Source organism: Schaalia sp. HMT-172, assembly GCF_030644365.1.
Classification (GTDB): Bacteria; Actinomycetota; Actinomycetes; order Actinomycetales; family Actinomycetaceae; genus Pauljensenia.
Window position 1 is genome coordinate 1,010,739 of record NZ_CP130058.1, and the last position, 25,027, is coordinate 1,035,765.

The following is a 25,027-nucleotide window of genomic DNA, read 5'->3' on the forward strand; positions in this document are numbered from 1 at the left end:
CTAATCGGGGCCGGCTCGTCCGTGTCACGCGGCCGGGCGTATCCTTATAGAGAATGACTCTCGATTGAAAGGAAGCTCAGCCGCATGGCACACGAGATCACAGACGAGCTGGTCGAACGCCTCCACGCCTACACGGACACCGCCCGCACGGTCGCACGCAACGCCGTCTCCCACGCCGGTGTCGAACCCGTCGCCTTCGACCGCGCCAAGGTCGTCGCCACCCCCACCGTCGTCTCCCACAAGGTGGATGACTGGAAGGTCACCTCGCAGAAGAAGTCCGGACGTTGCTGGCTCTTCTCCTCCCTCAACCTCCTGCGCTCCACGACCCGCACACACCTGGGCGTCAAGGACTTCGAGTTCTCGCAGAACTACGTCCTCTTCTGGGACAAGTTCGAGCGTGCCAACTTCTTCCTCACCGACGTCATCGCCACCGCCTCGACGGAGGACCTCGACGGCCGCCTCCTGCAGTTCCTGCTCGGCGACGTGCTCTCCGACGGTGGCCAGTGGGACATGGCCGTGTCCCTCTACCTCAAGCACGGCCTCGTTCCCAAGACCGCGATGCCCGAAACCGAGTCCTCCAGCCATACCGCCCCGATGAACGCGCGCCTCAAGGTCGTCCTGCGCCGCACCGCCCTGGAGCTGCGCGCGCTCGTGGCCGCCGGAGCGTCCGAGGGCGAGATCGACGAGGTCAAGGAGGCGGCCCTGGCCGACGTGTGGCGTATCCTCGTCATCTGCCTGGGAGAGCCGCCGGTCTCGTTTGAGTGGGAATGGCGCGACGATGCGGGCGAGTTCCACCGCGACGGCGTGCTCACCCCGCGCGAGTTCTACCAGCGCTACGTGGACGTGGACCTGACCCAGTACGTGTGCCTCGTCGATGACCCGCGCGCCGAGCACCCCAAGGGGCACACCCTCACCGTCGACCACATGGGAAACGTCGTGGGCGGGCGCCCGATCCTCTACGTCAACGCCCCCGTCGAGCAGATCCGTACCATCACCGCTTCCATCCTGGCTTCGGGCCGCGCCGTGTGGTTCGGCGCCGACTGCGGCAAACAGTCCGACCGCGCCTCCGGCCTGTTCGTCGACGGCCTCTACGACTACGACAACCTGTTCGGCGTGGACTTTTCCACCTCGAAGGAGCAGCGCGTGAATACCGGCGAGTCCGCGATGAACCACGCGATGCTCTTCACCGGCGTCGACATTGACGAGGCAGGGCAGGCGCGCCGCTTCCGCGTGGAGAACTCCTGGGGCGAAGAGCCCGGCGAGAAGGGATTCTTCACCATGGACGCCGCCTGGTTCGACGCCAACGTCTTCGAGGTCGCCGTCCACGTGGACGACCTGCCCGAGGAGCTGCGCGCCGTCATCGCCGAGGAGCCGACGCACCTGCCGGCATGGGACCCGATGGGCGCACTGGCCTGAGCGAGTCGCGTTCAGGCGCTCACGCGTGAAACACTCCGTGTGGGGTGGGTGACGTGGGACAATAGTTCTGCGACACCCACCCCACGTCCGTCAGGAGGATCCATGAGCACCGACGTCACCCGCGAGTTCGCGTTTGGCCTGCCCAAGGCCGAGCTACACCTGCACCTGGAGGGCACCCTCGAGCCCGACCTGAAGCTGGCCCTGGCACGCAAGAACGGCGTGGATATTGGCCAGGCCACCGTCGAAGAAGTGCAGGCCACCTACCGCTTCAACGACCTGACCTCCTTCCTGGCCGTCTACTATCCCGCGATGGACGTCCTGCAGGACGAGGACGACTTCTACGCGCTGGCGGCCGCCTACTTCCGGCGTGCGCGCGCCAACGGCGTCGTGCGAGCCGAGTGCTTCTTCGACCCCCAAGCACACACCAGCCGCGGCATCGAGATCGACACCGTCATCCGCGGCTACCACCGCGCCGTCGTCGAAGCGCGCGAGACCGGTCTGTCCGCCGACCTCATCCTCTGTTTCCTGCGTGACATGAGCGCCGAGTCAGCGCTCGAGACCCTCCAGTCGGCCCTGCCCTACAAGCACATGTTCATCGGCGTGGGGCTGGACTCCGACGAGCGAGACAACCCGCCCACCAAGTTCGCCCGGGTCTTCGAGCTGGCGCGCGAGGCCGGCCTGCACGTGACGATGCACTGCGACATCGACCAGGTCGGCTCCATCAACAACATCCGCGCGGCGCTCACCGAGCTGGGCGCGCAGCGCCTGGACCACGGCACGAACATCGTGGAGGACCCTTCCCTGGTCGCCTACGCGCGAGACCACGGCATCGGCCTGACCTCCTGCCCCCTGTCCAACTCCTTCGTCACGAAGGAGATGAAGGGCAAAGAGATCATCGAACTGACCGCCGCCGGCGTGAAGGTCAGCATCAACTCCGACGACCCGGCCTACTTCGGAGGCTACGTCGGCGACAACTACCTGGCGCTCGCGCAGCGCTTCGACCTTGGCCGCGCGGACCTGGAGCGCATCGCCCGCAACTCCATCGACATTGCCTGGATCCCGGACGAACAGAAGAAGGCGATGCGCGCGCGCATCGACAGCTTCGTCGCACAGCACTGACCCTGCGGGAGCGCGAGGCCGGGGCTCGGGGAGACCCGCCCCGGCCTCGTCCGTCGAGGAAAGCACCTGACGGACACGTGCCACCCGGTGGACCGTTCCGTCACAATTGGCCACCCCGTGAACGCGCCGCGCGCTCGGCGCCCAGTGCTGACATGATAGGGACCATGACGAACCACACGAAGCCGACGTTGTTGATTTCCAACGTCCTGCCGGCACGGCCGGGGGACGAGGCATACAACAACATCTGCATGCGCCTGTGGGATCGTCTGCTTGAGGCCGCGCTGCCCACCTGGAACGTCATCCGCGAATACGCGCAGGAAGACGGAGCCGAGGGCGCCACGCTGCGCGCCAGCGCCGCCGACGCGATCATCATCATGGGCGGCGAAGACGTCCACCCCGCCCACTACGGAGCCTCCCAGGGCTACAAGCGTGAGGGGCGTCACTGGTACCGCGCCGACCTCGGACAGCTCGCCCTCGTCGACTACGCTGCCCGAACCGGCACACCGCTGCTGGGCATTTGCCGCGGTATGCAGATCATCAACACCGCGTTCGGCGGCACCCTCGAACAGGACATCGCCGACGGCACCCACTCCAACCCCACGATCCTCTCCGATCACCGATTCGTGCGCCACAGCGCGCGCGTCGACGCCGACAGCCACCTCGAGCGCGCCCTGGCGCCCGTCCTCACCGACTCCGAGCTAGTTATTTCGTCGGCGCACCACCAGCGCGTCGCACGCCTTGGCGACACCCTGCGCGTGAGCGCCTACGCCCCCGACGGAACCGTCGAGGCCATCGAATCTCCCGACGCCCCGATCATCGGCGTGCAGTGGCACCCCGAGGACCCCGCCGCCGACATCGCCCAGCTGCATTGCCTGCTCGGCCACCTCGATGCGCGCCGCGTCCCCCGACTCGAGAAGGCGTCCACTACCCTGGTCGCATGACCATCGCACCGGGAACAAACTTCGAGGACCCTCGATTCCGCGACGACTCGCGCACGCCCGCGCAGCGCATGCGCGACGGCGACTATTACATCGCCGACGACGAGCTCTGCGCACTCACGAAGCGCGCGGTACGCCTCCTGAGCCTCTACGAACAGGCGCACCCCACCGACCCGGACATCGCCCGCTACCTGCTCGCCCAGGTCCTCGGCGAGGTGGGGGAGGACATCGACATTCGCCCGCCCCTGCGCGTCGACTACGGGCACAACATCACCATCGGTGACGGATCCTGGATCAACTACGGCCTGACTGTTCTCGATGTAGCCCCGGTCGTCATCGGTGCCGACGTCCTCATCGGCCCCAACTGCTCGCTCTACACCGCGATCCACCCGATCGAGCCCGGGCCTCGTCGCGCCAAGTGGGAGTCCGCCGCCCCGATCACCCTCGAAGATAACGTGTGGCTGGGCGGCTCCGTCGTCGTCTGCCCGGGCGTCACCATCGGCGAAAACTCGATCATCGGAGCCGGGGCCGTCGTCACCCGCTCCGTTCCCGCCAACTCCATCGCCGTGGGCAACCCCGCCCGCGTCATCAAGGAACTCGACCCGAACGCCCCGCGCGCGCTCCAGGCCGCCCGAGTCGGCGTCGTCGATGAGCGAACCACGGGGAAACAAGCATGAGCGTCCTGCCGATCTGCATCACGGGCGAGCCAGTCCTGCACAGGATCGCCGACCCCGTCGAACGTTTCGATTCCTCCCTGACCGACCTCGTCGCCGACATGATCGACACCATGCACGAGGCCCCCGGCGTGGGGCTGGCCGCCCCCCAGGTCGGCGTCGGGCTCCAGCTTTTCGTCTGGTCGTACCGGGGAGGCGGGCCCTTCGACAGGCGCTACCGTGACGCCCTCGCCCTGGACCGCGCCCCCACCCTCGGCTTCAACGACGCGATGAGCGGCGTCGTCGTCAACCCCACGCTTGACCTCGTCTGGGACGAGGCCGGTGCGGGCGCGATCCTCCCCGCCCAGCCAGACATCGCCGACGAGGCCGAGGGCTGCCTGTCGGTCCCCGGCGTGACCTATCCGCTGCGCCGCGCGCTCGGCGCCATCCTGCGCGGCTACGACGCGAATGGGCGCCCGATCACGGTGGCCGCGCGTGGCTGGCTCGCGCGCATCTTCCAGCACGAATACGACCACCTCCGAGGAACCCTCTACGTCGACCGCCTGGAGGAGCCCTACGGGCAGATGGCCGCGGAGCTCGCGCACTCCAAGGGCTGGGGACGCCCCGGATACACGTGGACCCCGGGGGAGCGAACCTAAGCCGCCCCCGCCGGGGCCGGGCACGCGGTGTGTCTCAGTGGACCTCGAAACCCAGCGAGCGGAAGTACTCGCGCACATCCTCCGTTGCCTCGGGCGTGGGAGCCTTCGTATCCTCAAGCTGATACTCCAGGCCGAGGGAATGCCACTTGTCCTTACCCAGCTGGTGGAAGGGAAGAACCTCGATACGGTCGATGACATCCTTCCAGCGGGTGACAATCTCACCGACCTTGCGGATGTTCTCGGGGTCGTCCGTCAGGCCCGGAACCAGGACAAAACGAATCCAGATGCGTGTGTCCCCGCCTCGAGCCGCGATGCGGTCGCCGAACGCAATTGTGGGTGCCAGCTCACGGCCGGTCGCCTTCTTGTAAGTCTCCTCGTCGCCGCTCTTGACGTCCAGAAGCACCAGATCGATCGCGTCGAGCATCTCGTCGTCGCAGTTCGCGCCCAGGTAGCCGGAGGTGTCGATGCACGTGTGCACGCCCATCTCCTTGGCACCCAGCAGGATGCGCTTGGCGAAGTGGGGCTGCATGAGGACTTCGCCGCCGGACAGCGTGATGCCGCCCTTCGTCGTTCGGAAAATACGACGATAGCGGGCGATGCGGGAGAGCAGCTCCGTGTCGGACACGGGAGCGCCGTCTTTCATGAGGAACGTATCAGGGTTGTGGCAGTAGAGGCAGCGCAGCGGACAACCGTTGAGGAACACGGTCATGCGCGTGCCGGGGCCGTCGACGGCGGTCACCAGCTCCCAGGAATGAATGGAACCGAGCGTGCCCTCTCGCATGCGTCGCAAGCGTTCGGAACGCTCCAGGTCCGTGATCTCCTCAAGGCCCTCGACGCCCGCGCCGACGGTACGGGATTGGGGAGCCTGGAAGTCCTGCTCGCGGAACGTGGGAATGGCGAGGGGCTGCGTCATGATTCCTTCTTCGAGGTAGTACGGGCGCGGCGATGGCGCGAACGAGGCCGGGGCGTGCGCGATTGCGGGCGCAACCGGCGGGCATAGCAGTGGGGCGCCGGGCGTGCGCCCAACGCCCCACTACCGTCGACCGATCAGGCCGAGTGGTGGAAGGTGCGGGACAGGACGTCCAGCTGCTGCTCACGGGTGAGCTTGACGAAGTTCACGGCGTAGCCGGAAACGCGAACGGTCAGGTTCGGGTACTTCTCGGGGTGCTCCATCGCGTCCTTCAGCGTGGACTCCTCGAGAACGTTGATGTTCGCGTGGTACAGGCCATCCTTGTCGCCGCGCTCCTCGCGGGCGGCCTTCATGTCAGCGAGACGCTCTTCGTAGGTCTTGGTTGCCATAACATTTCTCCTTAATTGTGAGACTCCGGCGGTGCCGGCTGGGCGGGCCGGGTCGCGGCCTCACCCACGGGTTGGGTGGCGGGGATCAACAAGGGATGCGAGTTGATCCCCGCCAATGGTGGATCAGTAGCCCTTGGTTCCGTCGTAGGCGCAGGAATCGTCGGGGACGAAGCCGGCGTCGAGGATACCGACCAGGTTCTGGATCTGCTCTTCCTTGGAGCGGCCCAGGCCCTGCGGGGTGATCGTGTTCGTCAGCGAGATGCCGTCGAGCGCGTCGTTGTAGTCCAGCTTGCCGACCGACAGCATGGAGGCGACCATGCCGTGCGTGTCGATGCCGTTCTCGGGGTTCGCGCCGGGGGCGAAGGGGGTGCCCTTCTCGTGGCCCGACGGGAAGGAACCGGTGGCCTTGCCGTAGACGACGTTGGAGGTGATCGTCAGGACCGACTGGGTCGGGATCGCGTCGCGGTACATGGGGAGCGCGCGGATCTTGTCCATGACGGTGTGGACGACGGTCGCGGCGATGTCGTCGGCGCGGTCATCGTCGTTGCCGTAGGTCGGGAAGTCGCCCTCGGTGCGGTAGTCGACGACCAGGCCGGTCTCGTCGCGGATCGGGTAGACCTTCGCGTACTTGATGGCGGCCAGCGAATCGGCGACGATGGACAGGCCGGCGATGCCGCAGCCCATGGTGCGAACGATCTCGGCGTCGTGCAGCGCCATCTCGATGGCCTCGTAAGCGTAGCGATCGTGGCAGTAGTGGATGATGTTGAGGGCCTCGACGTAGGTGCCAACGACCCAGTCCAGCATCTCCTCGTAGCGCTTCCACACGTCGTCGAAGTCGAGGGGGCCGTCGCCCTGGACGGGTTCGTAGCCCTCCATGACCTGCTTGCCGCTCATCTCGTCGCGGCCGCCGTTGATGGCGTAGAGCAGGGCCTTGGCGGCGTTCACGCGGGCGCCGAAGAACTGCATCTGCTTGCCGACGCGCATGGGGGACACGCAGCACGCGATGGCGGCGTCGTCGCCCCAGTGGGCGCGGATCTGCGGATCGGACTCGTACTGAATCGACGAGGTCTCGATCGAGATACGGGCGCAGAACTCCTTGTAGCCGCGGGGCAGGTTCTCGTCCCAGAAGATGGTGATGTTCGGCTCGGGGGCCGGGCCGAGGTTCACCAGAGTCTGGAGCAGACGGAACGAGGTCTTGGTGACCAGCGTGCGGCCGTCGTCGCCGAAGCCGGCGTCGGACCAGGTTGCCCAGTAGGGATCGCCCGAGAAGATCTGGTCGTAGGCGATGGTGCGCAGGAATCGGGTGATGCGCAGCTTGATGACCAGGGCGTCGATGATCTCCTGCGCGCCCGACTCATCGAGCGTGCCGTTCTTCAGGTCGCGCTCGAAGTAGCAGTCGAAGAAGCCGGAGAGGCGGCCGATCGACATGGCGGCGCCGTCCTGAGACTTCACGGAGGCCAGGTAGCCGAAGTAGGTCCACTGCACGGCCTCGTGCGCGTTGGTGGCCGGGCCGGAGATGTCGTAGCCGTAGGAGGCGGCCAGGTTCTTCAGCTTCTTCAGGGCCTTGATCTGCTCGGAGTGCTCCTCGCGGTAGCGCGCCCAGTGCTCGGAGAAGGGCTGGTCGGCGTAGCGATCCTTGTCCTTCTGCTTCTCGGCGATGAGGTGATCAACACCGTAGAGGGCCACGCGGCGGTAGTCACCGATGATGCGGCCACGGCCGTAGGCATCCGGCAGGCCGGTGATGATGTGGGAGGAGCGGGCGGCGCGAATACGCGGGGTGTAGATGTCGAAGACCGCGTCGTTGTGGGTCTTGCGGTACTGGGTGAAGATCTTCTTCACCTCGGGGTTGTATTCCTTGCCGGCCTCGTGGATGGCGGTCTCGACCATGCGCCAGCCGCCGTTGGGCATCATTGCGCGCTTGAGCGGAGCGTCGGTCTGGAGGCCGACGATCACGTTGTCGTCCTCGCAGATGTAACCGGGCTTGAAGGCGTCGATGTCGGCCGGGGTGTCGGTGTCAACGTCGAGGATGCGCACCTTGCGCTCTTCGGAGAGGTACTTTTCCTCGAGGGTGTTCCAGACCCGCATGGTCTTTTCAGTGGGGCCAGCCAGGAACGAGGCGTCGCCCTCATACGGGGTGTAGTTCAGCTGGATGAAGTCGCGGACGTCGATCTCATCGCACCAGTTACCCTTGACAAAACCTTCCCAGGCTTTCTGGTCTGCTGTCGTCATTCTTCCTCTTCTCGGATTTTCCGTTTCCCTGTGGGGACGGTCGTTGGGAGCATCGCTCCGTCAGTGCGCCGGATTCCGGCGCTTGGGTCTATTGTCCTACGGTCGATGGCGACCAGACAACCTGTTTCGCCCATCGATCTATGTTCTGTGTCTCAGGGGTGTGAGTCGAAAGTCTCTCGCGCTGCAATTATAGGACGAAGGTCCCCGTTAGGGAAGGGGGGCCTTTGACCACCTACACTGGTACCAGTGCCCGTTTCACGAAGGAGATAATCCCTATGTCCGCACCCCGTCCGGTCCTCGCAGTTGGCGTTCTTGGCGCTGGAACCGTCGGTAGCCAGGTCATTCGCATCCTGCAGTCCAGCCGCGAGGATTTCGCCGCCCGCTCCGGTGCACAGATGGAGGTCCGCCGAGTCCTTGTCCGCAATGTGGATGCCCCGCGCGACTCCCCGATCGACCGCGAGCTGCTGACGACCGACCCCGCCGAGGCCATTGACGGGATGGACCTCGTCGTCGAGTTGATCGGCGGCATCGAGCCGGCGCGCACGTTCGTGTTGCGCGCCCTCACCCAGGGCATCTCGGTCGTGACGGGCAACAAGGCCCTGCTCGCCGCGCACGGCCCGGAGCTGTACGAGGCTGCCGCCTCCAACGACGCCGACCTCTACTACGAGGCTGCCGTCGCCGGCGCCGTGCCCGTCGTGTACGGCCTGCGCGAGTCCCTCGCGGGTGACCGCGTGACGACGGTGATGGGCATTGTCAACGGTACGACGAACTTCATCCTGGATGCGATGAGCTCCAAGGGACTGAGCTACGAGGGCGCCCTTAAGCAGGCGCAGGACCTGGGTTTTGCCGAGGCCGATCCGACGGCCGACGTCGAGGGACTGGACGCCGCCGCCAAGTGTTCCATCCTGGCCTCGCTCGCCTTCCACACCCGCGTGGGAATCGACGACGTCGCGGTCGAGGGCATCTCCAACATCACCAAGGAGGACATGGAAGAGGCCGCTCGCGTGGGCCACACCATCAAGCTCCTGGCCATTGCCGAGCGCCGCATCGGCGAGGATGGCCGCGAGGGCGTCGCGATGCGCGTCCACCCCGCCCAGGTGCCCTCGGATCACCCGCTGGCGTCCGTCGACGGCGCCTTCAACGCCATCCTCGTCGAGGGTGAGAATGCCGGGCGCCTCATGTTCTACGGGCAGGGAGCGGGCGGCGCCCCCACGGCCTCGGCCGTCCTGTCCGACCTCGTGGCCGCCGCGCACCACCGCGCCTTCGGCGGGCACGCGCCGCGCGAATCCGTCTACGCGCACCTGCCGATCCTCGACCCCGGCTCGACCCACACGCGCTACCAGATCCGTCTCCAGGTGGAAGACCGCCTGGGCGTCCTGTCCGACGTCGCCGGCATCTTCGCCCGCCACGGAGTGTCGATTCAGTCCGTGCATCAGCGCAACGATCAGGTGCCCGGCGCCTGCGTCATCGTCGTGACCAGCCACCGGGCTCGCGAGGCAGACCTGCGTGCCGTTGCCCGTGCACTCGCCGTCTCCGACGCGGTGCGCGAGGTGACCTCCACGATCCGCGTTGAGGGTGAGTGACGTGCGCGTTCATGACGATTTCGTCGCCGTCAAGGTTCCCGCGACGAGCGCGAACCTTGGCCCCGGCTTCGACTGCATGGGACTGGCCCTCGACCTGTGGGACGAGGTCTCCGTTCACGCCACGACGGGCCCGACCTGCGTCGTTGTCGAGGGCGAGGGCGCCGGCGACGTGGAGCAGGGCGAGGACAACCTCGTCGTGCGCGCCTTGCGCCTGGCGCTGGACCGAGCAGGCGCGCCCCAGGTGGGGGTGCGCATGCGCTGCACGAACCGCATCCCTCATTCGCGAGGCCTGGGCTCCTCCGCCAGCGCGATCGTCGCGGGCGTGACGCTCGCCCGCGCGCTCATCGGCGATGCCGACGTGCTCGGACGCCAGGAGATTCTCGAGATCGGCTCGCAGATGGAAGGCCACCCCGACAACGTCGCGCCCGCCGTCTTCGGTGGTGCAACGGTCGCCTGGATGAACGAGGAGACCGAGGAGGTTGGTGCGCTGCGGTTGAGCCCGCCCGAAGGCATCGAACCGGTCGTCTTCATTCCCGACTTCGAGCTGCGCACGGCCACGGCCCGTGCCGCCCTGCCGCGCACTGTTGCTCACGTGGACGCGCGCTTTAACGTTGCCCGCGCCGCCTCGCTTGCGGCCCTCCTGTCGGGACAGGCCCGGGCCAGCGGGGGAGCGGACCTGCATACGCTGCTCATGGAGGCCACCCGCGACCGCCTCCACCAGGAGCAGCGACGCGGCGCCATGGAGCCCTCCCTCGCGCTGGTCGATTGGCTGCGCGGCGCGGGATACGCGGCCGTCGTCTCGGGCGCCGGCCCCACTGTCATGTCGCTCGAGCCCGTGGGCGCGGACATCCGCCACGAAGCCGCGCGTTCCGGGTGGCGCGTCCTGCCGCTCGGCGTCGCTGCGTCGGGTGTGCAGATCACCCGCGGCTCCCTCGCGAAGGTCGAGTTCTGAACAGCCTGCGAGCTGTGAGTTTCTGCGCAAGCACCGCCAGTCGCGCCGTCTGATCGGCAGCGGGCTGGTGGTCTTGCTATATTTTCCCCAGGTCCGAGTCGACTGCTCGCCTCCGACCGTTGCGATGCGCCTTCCATGCGCATCTCCCTTATCAAGCTTTTTCGTGTGCTTGAGCAATTCACCCGCCCGATATGGGCGCATTCCAGTAAGGATCCCTTCGTGAGCAACGAAACCCCCGCCGAGATGACGACCGCGTCGCTGTCGGCGATGAAGCTGCCCGAGCTCAAGGCTCTAGCCGCATCCCGCGGTCTCAAGGGCATTTCCCAGCTTCGTAAGCCCCAGCTGATCGAGCTCCTGAGCAACGACGCCAGCGCTCCGACCACGCCTGCCGCCGCTCCCCGCGACGAGGCCCCGGCCTCGTCCCAGGAAGGCCCCACTGCCCCCGCGCCCGAGGCCGCTCCTTCGGAAGCGTCGGCCGCCGAGGCCCCCCGCCGTTCGCGCCGCCGCCGCGCGGTCAGCCAGGGCGCCGTCGAGCCCGCGCGCGTGACGCTCGATCTACCTCTGCCGGCCGCCGAGCGCACCGAGCCCACGCCCGAGCCCGACACGACCGTCGTCGAGACCGTCTTGAACATCGAGCTGCCCGACGGAGACGACCCCGAAGGTCGCCGCTCCCGCCGCGACCGCGGACGCCGCTCCCGCCGCGACCGCGAGGGCCGCGAACGCGAGGGCCGCGAGGGCCGCGACCGCGAGAGCCGCCCCGCGCGCGGCGGCGAGGACAACCTCGCGCCGATCGCCGGCATCCTCGACATTCAGGAGAACCACGCCTTCGTGCGCACCTCCGGCTACCTGCCCGGCCCGAATGATGTCTACGTGACGCTCGGCAACGTGCGCCGCTGGGGCCTGCGTGCCGGTGACGCCGTGGCCGGCGCCGTGCGCCTGCCCCGCGAGGGCGAGCGTCAGCGCCAGAAGTACAACGCCCTCGTGCGCGTGGACTCGGTCAACGGCATGACGGTCGAGCAGGCGCAGGCGCGCCGCGAGTTCGGCAAGCTGACCCCCGTCTACCCCTCCGAGCAGCTGCGCATGGAGACCTCGCCCAAGGCCTTCACACCCCGAGTGATCGACCTGGTCGCCCCCGTGGGCAAGGGGCAGCGCGGCCTCATCGTTTCCCCGCCCAAGGCCGGTAAGACGATGGTCATTCAGCAGATGGCCAAGGCCATCGAGCTGAACAACCCGGAGGTGCACCTCATGGTCGTCCTGGTGGACGAGCGCCCCGAAGAGGTCACCGACATGCGTTCGATCGTGAAGGGTGAGGTCATCGCCTCCACCTTCGACCGCCCCGCATCGGACCACACGACCGTCGCCGAGCTCGCGATCGAGCGCGCCAAGCGCCTCGTCGAACTGGGCCAGGATGTCGTCGTCCTCCTCGACTCGCTCACGCGTCTGTCGCGCGCCTACAACCTGGCCGCACCCGCCTCGGGCCGCATCCTCTCCGGTGGTGTGGACGCGTCCGCGCTGTACCCGCCCAAGAAGTTCTTCGGCGCCGCCCGCAACATCTCCGAGGGCGGCTCGCTGACGATCATCGCTTCCGCGCTGGTGGAGACGGGCTCGAAGATGGACGAGGTCATCTTCGAAGAGTTCAAGGGCACCGGCAACATGGAGCTGCGCCTGTCGCGTCAGCTCGCCGAGCGCCGCATCTTCCCCGCGATCGACCTCAACGCGTCGGGCACCCGTCGCGAGGAGCTGCTCTTCAAGCCCGAGGAGCTGCGCATTATGTGGAGGCTCCGCCGCGTCCTGGGGACCCTCGATCAGCAGCAGGGCCTCGAGCTGGTCCTCGACAAGCTCAAGGAAACCCAGTCCAACGCTGAGTTCCTCATGCTCATCCAGAAGACGACGCCCTCCGAGTGATCGGCGGGTGAGAACGGGGCGAGTGGCGAGAGCCGCTCGCCCCGCTTTCTTTTCGGTGCACGCCTACATACCGGACAACTGATGAGGGCCTGTGTCAGACTTGGGGCATGGTGAACGCGACACCGAATGTGGTCAATGCGCAGGCGACACAGGAAGCCTCGCGCCGGTCCTGGAGTACTGTGCGCGGATTTCTGCGCCTCGTTCTTGGTCTCCTTCTCGTACTGCCGGCCCCCCTTCAGCTGGGAATCGCCTTCTATGATCGGGCCTTTCATGGGGTCGGGGATGGGCTGAGCTGGCCGAATTGGACCGGCTGGGTCATGGCGCTGTGCGGAATCGGCGTGCTGTGGCGCGGCGCCGGTCTACGGCGCTCGGGGCGTCAGAAAATGGTGGAGATCGCCGAGAAATGGGCGGCCTTGGAGGGCCAGCGGGCAGAGGTTGAGCGCGTGTTTTCCACGCTCGTCGGTGCCGGGCACTACGAGATTGGACTGACGGCACGTCACAAGTGTGCCCGAGCCGAACGCGACAGGGTTGGTGCACGGATCGCCGAGCATAAGTCGCCGGATTTCTTCGCGTCGCTGAGCGAGGCGTCGGGCGGCGCGGAGTATGAGATCCTCGCGCGGATGGAACGCCTGGCGGACGCGGATACCGCGATCATGGCGGCGCGCGACTTTTTCGCCTGTGCGCCCGGCTGGTGCGACGTGTGGAAGACTGAGATCGGCCCGATCATCGAAGACCTGGACATACTCGACGACGTCGCAGACACCCTCGAAAGTGTCAACACGGAGCCGGGTATTCTGGCGGAGATTGAGGCCTTCAGGGAGCAGGTGGGAGACCGCAAGGACGCGGTGAGAGACCTCGGGACACGCCTTGAGGGCGGGCAGATCGCTCCCGATCAGGCCCTTGAAGAACTCGACCGGATGACCAACGAGGCGCGAGCGCGCACCGCCGAGCTCATCGAAGCGACTCTCGCCACCGATGCCTCGTCGCGCGGACGGCAACGCTACACGCGATGGAAGAACGCGGGCATCAGGCTCACCGCGGCGAACGCGGAGTACGACGCAGCCTATTGGAGCCAGGACGCGGACACTGACATCGAGTACAACCCGGCGGCCACGATCCGACTAACTGCAAACTCCGCAGGCGTTGACCTGGAAGGACTGCCAGCTCCGGCAACCGGTGTCCTGACGGCTGGTGGCTCGTCCGTCTACCTGCTGCCCATGTATCTCGATCAATATCTGAGCGACGACGTGGACGAGGCAGGCGGCGGCTCCTCATCGGACTGAGCGAGAGACAGGGGCCGCTCGTCCCGTCTTCCTGTCTCGAAACCAACTGCGCCGCCAAGCATGATCCTGACCGTCGTGTCAGAGTGAATGTATGACATCTTCTACGAACGATGCAACGAACACCGGTCCTGAGGGGCGCGCCTCCCGGATCACGAGCCTCAGCGCGCGCGGTCTTCTGCGCGTCGTGGTGGGGGCGCTCCTGCTCCTGGTGACGCCTGCGTGGTTCGCAGTGTCGTACTACGAATACAGTAAGCCGACGGCGCAGGCGTCCAACCTGATCGCGCCCGTCGTGGAAATTCAGGACGAGACCCATAGCTTTCAGAGCGTCGACGGCCGCCCCCTGAGCGTTGTCCTCGAGGGGATCGGCTTCCTGCGGCCCACCCACCTCGTCGTCCTGTCCACCGACAACTTGACCGACGACAACTTGGACGAGGCAACACTCAAGTACGCACGCGCGAAACACCCGGAGTGGATTGCGCGCAATGGCTACAAATGGGCCGACGGCTATTTCATTCTCGCGGTCTCTCCCACGCACCGACAGGTTGGCACCTACTTCGGTGAGGACATCGCCCCGGTCCTGTCGATCCAGGAGAGCATTCAGAATGCGGCGAAGGACGATTTCCGCAACGGGCGTTGGAGCCAGGGAGTGGTTGCCGCGGTCACTGAGGCGGCAGCTGTTATGCCCAATGCGGAGGGCATGAGCCTTGAGAATCACGTGCAGTGGCCCGGATGGAAGGGATGGGTTGCTACCCTCGGCGGAATCGGGATTCTCGCGCGCGGGCAGAGCCTGCGGCGCAAGGCTCAGCGAAACGCGCAGAAGGTTGCTGACGAATGGGAAGCTCTGGAGCGTCGCCGCGGTGATGTCGAGCGCGCATTTGTGGCGCTGCTCGATGCTGGTCACTACACGACGGGGTTGTCCGCGCGCTACGAGTGTGCGCGAGCCGAATACGAGCGGGTGCGTGCCCGAATCGCCGAGGCGCAAACGACGAGCCCTCTCGGAATGCTGAGTGCGCGAGCCTCGGACGAGACGGATCTGATTCTTGAGGACCTGCGTGCGTTGGCGGACGCAGACCACGCAATCTTGGCTGCGGGCGACTTTTTCGCATTGGCGCCCGGCTGGCGCACCGTGTGGGACAACGAAGTTGGCCCGGTCTTCGAAGATCTGCTGGCTGTCGACAACGTCGGGGTGAAGGTACGTAACCGCGTCAAGAATCCGCAGGTGCACGGAGCAACGACCTCGCTGTTCGATTGGACCAACGCGCAACGCGAGCTGCTCATCGACCTCGGAGATCGCCTCGAACGCGCGGAACTAACCCCGGTTCAGGCTCTCGAAGAACTCGACCGGATCGCGAACGAGTGCCGCTCACGCCTGGCCGACGTGGTGACAACGGCGCTGGCGGCCGACACGACGGCGGAAGGCAGGCAACGTTACGCCAGGTGGCAGAGCCCGCCGTCTGAAGTTGTGGATGCAAGCGAGATGTTCTACCACGGCTCGTACCTCAGCAAGGGAGAGACTTACGAATATAACCCCGCTTCGACGATTCGACTGACCGCGAACTCTGCCGGAGTCAATCTGGGCGCATACCAGGCCAACACATCGGGTTATTTTGAGGACTACAACAGCTACATTTACGTGCGACCGCTGTACTTCGATGATTACGTGACCTATGACACCAGTACCTCGTCGAGTACATCCAGCGCAGATTACGGTTCGTCCTCGGGTGGCTTCTCAGGATCAGGCTCGTCCTCGTCCTTCTGAGACGTGGAGCGATACCCGGCAATTGAGTGCTATCCGTGCTAGAGTGGAGCCATGACATCGCTAGCCGTCGACGCGCTCAATCAAGGCCCCGAACGCCCGAACACATCGTGGCGCAGCCTGCGTGGTGTCCTGCGCATCGTGGCCGGCCTGCTCCTGTTCCTCGTGACTCCCGCGTGGTTTGCCGTGACGTCCGCCGTCGATGTCCCGCAGAGTCTCGTGTGGCCCACCTGGTATGCGTGGGCCACCTCGTTCATGGGGATCGTCGTCTGGGCGCGGGGCTGGATGTTGCGACGCCTGGCGCGCGACAACATACAGCGTGCGGCCGAGGAATGGGAAGGGCTTGAGAAGCGTCACCTCGAGGTCGAGCGCGCCTTCTGCCCACTCCTTGGGGCCGGGCGCTACGACCGAGGCCTGAGCGCGCGCCTCGAGGCCGCTCGGGCCGAGCGCGACAGTCTGCGCGCTCGTATCGCTGCGGAGGCTTCGATTCCGTTCCTCGCTTCGATGAGCGCCGCGACGGCTCGGGAAACGGAGACGATCGTGGGGGATTTCCACGGCCTGATGGACGCGCACGTCGCGTTGATGGCCGCGTGCGATCTCTTCGCGCTGGCTCCTGCCTGGCGCGCGGTGTGGGACAACGAGCTGGGTCCGGTGTACGAGGACCTGACCGTCGTCGAGACCCTCACGGAGAGCGTCCAACGGCGAAGCCGCGAGCCGTCGGTCCTGAGCATGGCGGCGTCCCTCACGGCGTGGCTCAACGAGCAGCGCCTGGCCGCGAACGACCTGGGGGCGAGTCTTGAGCGTGCGCAGATGGATCCCGCCGAGGCGTTGACGCAGCTCGACCGGATCGCCGATGAGGCCAGGGTGCGCCTGGTGCGCCTCATCGAGACGGCTCTCGGCGCCGACACGTCCATGATTGGGAAGAAGCGTTACAAGCGCTGGAGGAATGCTCATGTACGGTAAGGAAGCAAGCAACCGAAAACAAGAGATAGACCGCCAGCACTACACTATTCCGAACCAAAGACCAAAAGATAAGCATTGTGGGAAAATCTAAACTTTTGGATTTTCCTACAATGCCAACTACGGCGGAATCCCTCCCACTCCTTATATCTTTCTGTATACATTGAATTTGTATTTAGTAAAATGCAGACAACACCACGGATCGGCTTTTGGTTGGACAATTCCAACCAAACACCACAGCAGACAGCAGAAAACATTCTGAACGCTAGGAAGCCGGTATGATTGTTACATATAAGGGGAAGAAAAATTTCTTTTAGGTACTTGCTTTCCTAAAACTGATGTGATACAATGATTTAATCCAGAAAAGGAGTAAAAAATATGCGGCAAGGTATTCTTAAATAAAACTATAATCAAATAGTGGGAACAAAGGATTATGATAGCTCCTTTTGTAGGGGCTTAGTTTTTTGTACCCAATTTAAGAATACTTTTGCCTTATCAATTTTGACATATCCCCAAAAACAGCAATCACAAACAGGTGTATGCTGTATATGTGTATGTCCGCAACTTATAATCCCCAGTGGTAAAAGTATTTTACTGCTGGGGATTTTTATGCCCTTTGGGGCTGTAAAGGGAGGACAATCACATGAAAATAATCAATATTGGAATTCTTGCCCATGTAGACGCTGGAAAGACGACCTTGACGGAGAGCCTGCTATATGCCAGCGGAGCCATTTCAGAACCGGGGAGCGTCGAAAAAGGGACAACGAGGACGGACACCATGTTTTTGGAGCGGCAGCGTGGGATTACCATTCAAGCGGCAGTCACTTCCTTCCAGTGGCACAGATGTAAAGTTAACATTGTGGATACGCCCGGCCACATGGATTTTTTGGCGGAGGTGTACCGCTCTTTGGCTGTTTTAGATGGGGCCATCTTGGTGATCTCCGCTAAAGATGGCGTGCAGGCCCAGACCCGTATTCTGTTCCATGCCCTGCGGAAAATGAACATTCCCACCGTTATCTTTATCAACAAGATCGACCAGGCTGGCGTTGATTTGCAGAGCGTGGTTCAGTCTGTTCGGGATAAGCTCTCCGCCGATATTATCATCAAGCAGACGGTGTCGCTGTCCCCGGAAATAGTCCTGGAGGAAAATACCGACATAGAAGCATGGGATGCGGTCATCGAAAATAACGATGAATTATTGGAAAAGTATATCGCAGGAGAACCAATCAGCCGGGAAAAACTTGCGCGGGAGGAACAGCAGCGGGTTCAAGACGCCTCCCTGTTCCCAGTCTATCATGGCAGCGCCAAAAATGGCCTTGGCATTCAACCGTTGATGGATGCGGTGACAGGGCTGTTCCAACCGATTGGGGAACAGGGGGGCGCCGCCCTATGCGGCAGCGTTTTCAAGGTTGAGTACACCGATTGCGGCCAGCGGCGTGTCTATCTACGGTTATACAGCGGAACGCTGCGCCTGCGGGATACGGTGGCCCTGGCCGGGAGAGAAAAGCTGAAAATCACAGAGATGCGTATTCCATCCAAAGGGGAAATTGTTCGGACAGACACCGCTTATCAGGGTGAAATTGTTATCCTTCCCAGCGACAGCGTGAGGTTAAACGATGTATTAGGGGACCAAACCCGGCTCCCTCGTAAAAGGTGGCGCGAGGACCCCCTCCCCATGCTGCGGACGACGATTGCGCCGAAAACGGCAGCGCAAAGAGAACGGCTGCTGGACGCTCTTACGCAACTTGCGGATACTGACCCGCTTTTGCGTTGCGAAGTGAATTCCATCACCCATGAGATCATTCTTTCTTTTTTGGGCCGGGTGCAGTTGGAGGTTGTTTCCGCTTTGCTGTCGGAAAAATACAAGCTTGAAACAGTGGTAAAGGAACCCTCCGTCATTTATATGGAGCGGCCGCTCAAAGCAGCCAGCCACACCATCCATATCGAGGTGCCGCCCAACCCGTTTTGGGCATCCATAGGACTGTCTGTTACACCACTCTCGCTTGGCTCCGGTGTACAATACGAGAGCCGGGTTTCGCTGGGATACTTGAACCAGAGTTTTCAAAACGCTGTCAGGGATGGTATCCGTTACGGGCTGGAGCAGGGCTTGTTCGGCTGGAACGTAACGGACTGTAAGATTTGCTTTGAATACGGGCTTTATTACAGTCCGGTCAGCACGCCGGCGGACTTCCGCTCATTGGCCCCGATTGTATTGGAACAGGCATTGAAGGAATCGGGGACGCAGCTGCTGGAACCTTATCTCTCCTTCATCCTCTATGCGCCCCAGGAATACCTTTCCAGGGCTTATCATGATGCACCGAAATACTGTGCCACCATCGAAACGGCCCAGGTAAAAAAGGATGAAGTTGTCTTTACTGGCGAGATTCCCGCCCGCTGTATACAGGCATACCGTACTGATCTGGCCTTTTACACCAACGGGCGGAGCGTATGCCTTACAGAGCTGAAAGGATATCAGGCCGCTGTCGGTCAGCCGGTCATCCAGCCCCGCCGTCCAAACAGCCGCCTGGACAAGGTGCGCCATATGTTTCAGAAGGTAATGTAAAGATACATAATCGTCAAGACGGCAACAATCAGAAGTTATGGAGGGTAACAATGGAATATAGTAAGGAAGATTTAATGGAAGCAAAAAAGCAAATTTGGGGAGTGGGAGAGAACATGGGAACAGAGGAAAGTAAAAAAATCTGGGAGGAGAACGCACAATTTTGGGATAATGCAATGGGTGACGAATCTAATGAATTTCACAGAGAGGTAGTGCGTCCCAAAGTAACGGAACTTCTATCTCCTAATCCTGCGGATTACATTTTGGATATTGCGTGTGGCAATGGAAATTATTCTTCGTATCTTGCACAAAGAGGCGCTTCGGTTGTCGCTTTTGATTACAGCAAAAAAATGATAGAATTGGCTAAAAGACGGCAATCACAATATGCAAAACAAATTGAATTTTGTGTGGCGGATGCGACCGATAGAAAAAGTATATTAGAATTAAAAAGAAATCGAGCCTTTACGAAAGCAGTTTCTAATATGGCAATTATGGATATTACGGATATTGAACCACTTCTTATGGCTGTTTATGAACTGTTGCAGGAAAGCGGAATTTTTGTCTTTGCAACGCAACACCCTTGTTTTGTCACGTTGACTGAAAAATATATGACACCGCACAGTTACTATGATATAGCGATTGAAGGGCAACCGAAAGAGCAGATTTATTATCATCGTTCCATACAAGATATTTTTAACCTTTGTTTTAGAGCTGGATTTGTCATTGATGGATTTTATGAAGAATGTTTTAAAACCAACAAAGAAATTCCTATGGTAATGATAGTAAGGCTTAAGAAGGTAAAACGTGATAGCTTAAAATAAATTCAAGTTTGTCGGGTAAATAGCAAACCCAGCCGAGCCAGTCAACGGTCAAGATGAACGGCGCATATGCGCAGCCGTTGACAGCCCCGCCCGCCTTTGCTGGTAGGCAATCAAGGGGCGACAGCAAGAAGTGCCACCGCCCCGCACTATTATTCAGAAAGGGGAATTTCCATGACCGACCAGATAGCCTATCAAGAATATATCCAGCGCAGGTACAACGCCTTTTGCAAGACTGTTATCCGCTGTGCCGCCTTGGACAAGATTTTGAAGCTTAAACGGCAATGGGAACGGCAAGTTTCCCTTGACTATCTGATGAACGAGAAGTTTGTCCAGTTTGCCGCGTCGGAGCCGGACGAGGAATACCCATTTACCGTCTGCGGTCAGACCGTCCTGCTCTGCAACGCCGCCCTTGCCGACGCGATCTCTGTTTTGCCGGAGCAGACGCGGGAAGAAATCCTGCGCTATTACTTTCTGCGCCAGCCGCAGCGCGTGATCGGCGCGTGTATTGGCCGGTCACGCAGCACAGCGGGGCGGCATATCCAGCTTGCCTTGCAGCGGCTACGCGAAGAAATGGGGGTGAGCCGGTATGAGTAGACTTCTCCCCTATGAAACAATCCTCAAAGCCCGTGAGGGCGACCCAGAAGCCGTGAACGCTGTCCTGCTCCACTACGCCGGATATATCCGCTATTTCTCAAAAGTGAACGGGCAGGTCAACGCCGAGGTGGAGGACTATGTAAAGCAGCGGTTAATTGACTGTCAATTCAAGTTCCGGCTTGACGAACCACCGGACAAGTCATAAAAACTGAATACCAGCCGCCACCGACGCGGCCAGCGAAAGCAGTAAGTCTTGAAAAAGATTTACTGCAGTAGCGTCCCGCATAGTGGTGTAACCGTGGGTGGTCGGCCCGTTTGATATGGGTGCGGTCACCGTGTGATCCTTCGAGAAAGCTCTCTACTTCTGACTCGAAACGATTTGGAGGCACAACGATGACCGCTCCTCATATTATCGACCCTGCTGGCCTGCTTGGCGAGGCGTTATCCCAGGCGTCCCCAGATTTGATGCGTTCCCTGCTCCAGCACGTGATCAACGCGTTGCTCTCAGCGGACGCTGACACCGTGTGCGGGGCCCAGTGGGGCCAACAAGACCCGCAGCGTCACACCCAGCGCAATGGGTATCGCTACCGGCCCCTGGATACCAGGGTCGGCACCATTGACGTGGCGATCCCCAAGCTACGCTCAGGCACCTACTTTCCAGAGTGGCTGTTGCAGCGCCGCAAACGCTCCGAAAACGCCTTGATCACAGTGGTTGCTGACTGCTACTTAGCGGGAGTATCCACACGCCGCATGGACAAGCTCGTCAAAACCCTGGGGATCACAGGACTATCGAAGTCCCAGGTCTCACGTATGGCAGCCGACCTGGACGAACACGTGGACGAGTTCCGCCATCGCCCCCTCGACGACGCTGGGCCTTTCACGTTCGTCGCCGCTGACGCACTGACCATGAAGGTGCGCGAAGGAGGACGCGTCGTCTCGTGCGCGGTCCTGGTTGCCACCGGAGTCAACAATGACGGACACCGAGAAGTACTGGGGGTGCGCGTATCCACCAGCGAGACCGGCCCGGCGTGGAACGAGTTCTTCGCCGACCTGGTCGCCCGAGGCCTCACCGGCGTGCGCCTGGTGACCAGTGACGCCCATCTGGGCCTGGTCGAAGCCATCGCAGCGAACCTACCCGGAGCCACCTGGCAACGATGCCGCACCCACTACGCCGCGAATCTCATGTCCATCACCCCCAAAGCGCTATGGCCCGCCGTCAAAGCGATGCTGCACTCGGTGTACGACCAACCCGACGCCGCCTCAGTCAACGCTCAATACGACCGACTCTTGGACTACGTGCACGACAAGCTCCCCGCTGTGTGTGATCACCTCGATCAAGCCAGGGCAGACGTCCTCGCCTTCGCGTCCTTCCCCACCGGGGTATGGACCCAGATCTGGTCCAACAACCCCAATGAGCGCCTCAACCGCGAAATCCGCCGACGCACCGACTCCGTGGGGATCTTCCCCAACCGCCAGGCCATCATCCGCCTGGTCGGAGCCGTCCTAGCCGAACAAAACGACGAATGGGCCGAAGGCAGACGCTACCTCAGCCTCGACATCCTCACCAAATCACGACTCACACCCCAACCCACCCAACAGGAGGAACCCCCACTCCAACTCAGCGCATAACCCACTCCGAAGGACACAAAACGATTACACCACTCCACAGGACTTGACCTTTACTGCTTTTTTTGTTGTCCGGCTCCGCTCCCGGCCATTTTGCCCCCTGCCGGTTGTAGTAGTAAGCGAGGAGGGAATTTTTCTGCCCTGGTGTTTGGCATTTGGAGCATTTACCCGTAGTAGAGGGCAAAGAGAAAGGATTTCTCCAACACCGGGTAGAAACCACTGCGTCCGGTGTCATTTTAGCGAAAGCGGGCAGGAATGCCCTTTACAGGATTAGTAGTAGCAGAAAAAGAGAAACAAACTTTTGTGGTTGCAGTTTTCCAAAAAAGTGGCGGACGGAAGTGAGAGAAAGTTTGCAGTCACGGAGAGCAAGATTCTACCGCAGTACCAAAATTCGCTTTTCGCTCATTTTGCCCCTGCGGGAATCTTGTTGGGGAGTGCCTTCCCCAAACCCTGCTTATGCGGCTTGCGCCGCTTAAAAATCCCTCAAAATATTTTTTCGGATTTTTCAAAAACAGTTCCGCTTCACACCCCGTTTTTCTCCTATTAGTGAGAGGACACCACGCACAGAAAGGAGGTTTTACCATGCGAAAACGATACAACACGCCGCACCGCAGCCGGGTAGTCAAGACACGCATGACCGAGGAAGAATACGCCGAGTTTGCGGAAAGGCTTTCTGCCTGCAACATGAGCCAAGCCGAGTTTATCCGGCAAGCCATAACCGGGGCAGCCATACGCCCCATCATAACCGTTTCCCCCGTCAACGACGAGCTGCTTGCCGCTGTCGGGAAGCTGACCGCCGAATACGGCAGGATCGGCGGCAACTTAAACCAGATAGCCCGGACGCTGAACGAGTGGCACAGCCCCTACCCGCAGCTTGCCGGGGAGGTACGGGCGGCGGTTTCCGACCTTGCTGCCCTAAAGTTTGAAGTCTTGCAGAAAGTGGGTGACGCTGTTGGCAACATTCAAACATATCAGCTCTAAAAATGCCGACTATGGTGCAGCGGAAGCCTACCTCACATTTGAGCATGACGAGTTTACCATGAAGCCCACCCTTGATGAAAACGGGCGGCTGATACCGAGGGAGGATTACCGCATTTCTTCCCTTAACTGCGGGGGCGAGGATTTCGCTGTTGCCTGTATGCGAGCCAATCTCCGCTATGAGAAAAACCAAAAACGGGAAGATGTGAAAAGCCACCACTATATCATCAGCTTTGACCCACGGGACGGGACAGACAACGGCTTGACCGTAGACCGGGCGCAAGCATTGGGCGAGGAATTTTGTGCCGAGCATTTCCCCGGACACCAAGCCCTTGTATGCACCCACCCGGACGGGCATAACCACAGCGGCAATATCCATGTGCATATCGTCCTCAACTCCCTGCGGATTTATGAAGTCCCGCTTCTGCCCTACATGGACAGACCAGCCGACACACGGGAGGGCTGCAAGCACCGCTGCACCAATGCCGCTATGGAATATTTCAAGAGTGAAGTCATGGAGATGTGCCACCGGGAGGGGCTTTACCAAATCGACCTTTTGAACGGCAGCAAGGAACGGATAACGGAACGGGAATACTGGGCGGCAAAGAAAGGGCAGCTTGCCCTTGATAAAGAGAACGCTGCCAGAGAAGCCGCAGGACAGCCGACCAAGCCCACCAAGTTTGAAACGGACAAGGCGAAGCTGCGCCGGACGATACGGCAGGCACTTTCCCAAGCTACCAGCTTTGACGAGTTTTCTTCCCTTTTGCTGCGGGAGGGCGTGACCGTCAAGGAGAGCCGGGGGCGGCTTTCCTACCTCACGCCGGACAGGACAAAGCCTATCACAGCCCGGAAGCTGGGGGACGATTTTGACAAGGCTGCTGTCCTTGCCCTGCTCACGCAGAACGCCCACAGAGCCGCCGAACAGACCACAGACATACCCGAATACCCACACACCCAAAAGGAACGCTTGCGGGAGGAAAAAGCCGCAAAAACCACCCCGGCAGACAACACCTTGCAGCGCATGGTTGACCGGGAAGCCAAGCGAGCCGAGGGCAAGGGCGTGGGCTATGACCGCTGGGCGGCAAAGCACAACCTAAAGCAAATGGCAGCTACCGTTACCGCCTATCAGCAGTATGGCTTTTCTTCCCCGGAGGAACTGGACGAAGCCTGTTCTGCCGCTTATGCCGCCATGCAGGAAAGCCTTACAGAGCTGAAGCAGGTGGAAAAGACGCTGAACGGGAAAAAGGAGCTGCAACGGCAGGTGCTTGCCTATTCCAAGACCCGCCCTGTCCGGGACGGGCTGAAACAGCAGAAAAACGCCAAAGCAAAAGCAGCCTACCGTCAGAAGCACGAAAGCGACTTTATCATAGCAGACGCAGCCGCCCGTTATTTCAGGGAGAACGGCATTTCCAAGCTGCCGAGCTATAAAGCCCTGCAAGCAGAGATTGAAAGCCTTATCCAAGAGAAAAACAGCGGCTACAACGATTACCGGGCAAAACGGGAGGAATACCGCCGCTTACAGACTGTCAAGGGCGATATCGACCAGATTTTACGCCGGGAACGCAAGCCTGTGAAAAGGCAGGAACAGGAGCGATAAAAACCACCCCAAAATGTACCCGAACCCATACAGAACAAGGGGGCTGCCCCGTACCCTATCCGCAATACCAAAGGATTTTTTAACGGGCTTACAGGGCAG

General features: G+C 61.7%; 21 protein-coding genes. 18 read left to right on the forward strand and 3 right to left on the reverse strand.

Annotated features, from left to right (window positions below):
• The first annotated feature begins 84 nt into the window (after nucleotides 1-84).
• The 5 genes from QU663_RS04160 to QU663_RS04180 all read left to right on the forward strand — a co-directional run bounded on the left by QU663_RS04160 (nucleotide 85) and on the right by QU663_RS04180 (nucleotide 4,785).
• A complete protein-coding gene (locus tag QU663_RS04160) occupies nucleotides 85-1,416 on the forward strand; it encodes an aminopeptidase C (protein ID WP_021611673.1) in 1,332 nt (443 codons plus the stop codon).
• A gap of 102 nt (nucleotides 1,417-1,518) precedes the next feature.
• A complete protein-coding gene (gene add, locus QU663_RS04165; RefSeq protein WP_021611674.1) occupies nucleotides 1,519-2,535 on the forward strand; it encodes an adenosine deaminase in 1,017 nt (338 codons plus the stop codon).
• A gap of 164 nt (nucleotides 2,536-2,699) precedes the next feature.
• Nucleotides 2,700-3,476 (forward strand): gamma-glutamyl-gamma-aminobutyrate hydrolase family protein, encoded by a 777-nt coding sequence (locus tag QU663_RS04170; RefSeq protein ID WP_034481043.1) that lies wholly within the window; start codon nucleotides 2,700-2,702, stop codon nucleotides 3,474-3,476.
• On the forward strand, nucleotides 3,473-4,150 hold the full coding sequence (locus tag QU663_RS04175; protein WP_021611676.1) for a sugar O-acetyltransferase: 678 nt from the start codon (nucleotides 3,473-3,475) through the stop codon (nucleotides 4,148-4,150). The genes QU663_RS04170 and QU663_RS04175 overlap by 4 nt, the downstream gene beginning before the upstream one ends.
• The gene (locus QU663_RS04180; RefSeq protein WP_021611677.1) at nucleotides 4,147-4,785 is read left to right on the forward strand and encodes a peptide deformylase; all 639 of its coding nucleotides are present in this window, start codon (nucleotides 4,147-4,149) and stop codon (nucleotides 4,783-4,785) included. The genes QU663_RS04175 and QU663_RS04180 overlap by 4 nt, the downstream gene beginning before the upstream one ends.
• A 34-nt stretch (nucleotides 4,786-4,819) precedes the next feature.
• Here the strand turns inward: QU663_RS04180 and pflA are convergent, their stop codons facing one another.
• From pflA to pflB, 3 genes are all read right to left on the reverse strand, one after another.
• The gene (gene pflA / locus QU663_RS04185) at nucleotides 4,820-5,698 is read right to left on the reverse strand and encodes a pyruvate formate-lyase-activating protein (RefSeq protein WP_021611678.1); all 879 of its coding nucleotides are present in this window, start codon (nucleotides 5,696-5,698) and stop codon (nucleotides 4,820-4,822) included.
• A gap of 134 nt (nucleotides 5,699-5,832) precedes the next feature.
• The gene (gene grcA2 / locus QU663_RS04190) at nucleotides 5,833-6,084 is read right to left on the reverse strand and encodes an autonomous glycyl radical cofactor GrcA2 (protein WP_009056454.1); all 252 of its coding nucleotides are present in this window, start codon (nucleotides 6,082-6,084) and stop codon (nucleotides 5,833-5,835) included.
• Between the two features lie 123 nt (nucleotides 6,085-6,207).
• Nucleotides 6,208-8,313, reverse strand: a complete 2,106-nt coding sequence (pflB, locus tag QU663_RS04195) for a formate C-acetyltransferase (RefSeq protein WP_021611679.1) — start codon at nucleotides 8,311-8,313, stop codon at nucleotides 6,208-6,210.
• A 275-nt stretch (nucleotides 8,314-8,588) separates the two neighbouring features.
• On the opposite strand from pflB, the gene QU663_RS04200 reads away from it, so the two are divergent.
• The 13 genes from QU663_RS04200 (at nucleotide 8,589) to QU663_RS04260 (ending at nucleotide 24,928) form a co-directional block, all read left to right on the forward strand.
• Entirely contained in the window at nucleotides 8,589-9,896 is a 1,308-nt protein-coding gene (locus tag QU663_RS04200) for a homoserine dehydrogenase (protein ID WP_021611681.1), read from the forward strand.
• Nucleotide 9,897: 1 nt separating this feature from the next.
• Nucleotides 9,898-10,848, forward strand: a complete 951-nt coding sequence (thrB, locus tag QU663_RS04205) for a homoserine kinase (protein ID WP_034481048.1) — start codon at nucleotides 9,898-9,900, stop codon at nucleotides 10,846-10,848.
• Between the two features lie 219 nt (nucleotides 10,849-11,067).
• Complete coding sequence (gene rho / locus QU663_RS04210; RefSeq protein WP_304990689.1) at nucleotides 11,068-12,753, forward strand: transcription termination factor Rho; 1,686 nt, start codon at nucleotides 11,068-11,070, stop codon at nucleotides 12,751-12,753.
• Between the two features lie 107 nt (nucleotides 12,754-12,860).
• Entirely contained in the window at nucleotides 12,861-14,036 is a 1,176-nt protein-coding gene (locus tag QU663_RS04215) for a DUF5129 domain-containing protein (RefSeq protein WP_021612628.1), read from the forward strand.
• A gap of 91 nt (nucleotides 14,037-14,127) precedes the next feature.
• On the forward strand, nucleotides 14,128-15,795 hold the full coding sequence (locus QU663_RS04220) for a DUF5129 domain-containing protein (protein WP_021612627.1): 1,668 nt from the start codon (nucleotides 14,128-14,130) through the stop codon (nucleotides 15,793-15,795).
• 51 nt (nucleotides 15,796-15,846) lie between these two features.
• Nucleotides 15,847-16,755, forward strand: a complete 909-nt coding sequence (locus QU663_RS04225) for a DUF5129 domain-containing protein (RefSeq protein WP_021612626.1) — start codon at nucleotides 15,847-15,849, stop codon at nucleotides 16,753-16,755.
• 640 nt (nucleotides 16,756-17,395) lie between these two features.
• Nucleotides 17,396-19,315, forward strand: a complete 1,920-nt coding sequence (gene tet(W), locus QU663_RS04230; protein WP_021612625.1) for a tetracycline resistance ribosomal protection protein Tet(W) — start codon at nucleotides 17,396-17,398, stop codon at nucleotides 19,313-19,315.
• A gap of 50 nt (nucleotides 19,316-19,365) precedes the next feature.
• A complete protein-coding gene (locus tag QU663_RS04235; RefSeq protein WP_002586626.1) occupies nucleotides 19,366-20,133 on the forward strand; it encodes a class I SAM-dependent methyltransferase in 768 nt (255 codons plus the stop codon).
• Between the two features lie 171 nt (nucleotides 20,134-20,304).
• Entirely contained in the window at nucleotides 20,305-20,727 is a 423-nt protein-coding gene (locus QU663_RS04240; RefSeq protein ID WP_002586616.1) for a sigma-70 family RNA polymerase sigma factor, read from the forward strand.
• The gene (locus QU663_RS04245; protein WP_002586615.1) at nucleotides 20,720-20,932 is read left to right on the forward strand and encodes a helix-turn-helix domain-containing protein; all 213 of its coding nucleotides are present in this window, start codon (nucleotides 20,720-20,722) and stop codon (nucleotides 20,930-20,932) included. Before QU663_RS04240 ends, QU663_RS04245 begins: the two co-directional genes overlap by 8 nt.
• Nucleotides 20,933-21,120: 188 nt before the next feature.
• On the forward strand, nucleotides 21,121-22,356 hold the full coding sequence (locus tag QU663_RS04250) for an IS256 family transposase (RefSeq protein WP_101601742.1): 1,236 nt from the start codon (nucleotides 21,121-21,123) through the stop codon (nucleotides 22,354-22,356).
• 579 nt (nucleotides 22,357-22,935) lie between these two features.
• The gene (locus tag QU663_RS04255) at nucleotides 22,936-23,334 is read left to right on the forward strand and encodes a plasmid mobilization relaxosome protein MobC (RefSeq protein WP_034479871.1); all 399 of its coding nucleotides are present in this window, start codon (nucleotides 22,936-22,938) and stop codon (nucleotides 23,332-23,334) included.
• Entirely contained in the window at nucleotides 23,306-24,928 is a 1,623-nt protein-coding gene (locus QU663_RS04260) for a relaxase/mobilization nuclease domain-containing protein (protein WP_034479909.1), read from the forward strand. Before QU663_RS04255 ends, QU663_RS04260 begins: the two co-directional genes overlap by 29 nt.
• Nucleotides 24,929-25,027: the final 99 nt, after the last annotated feature.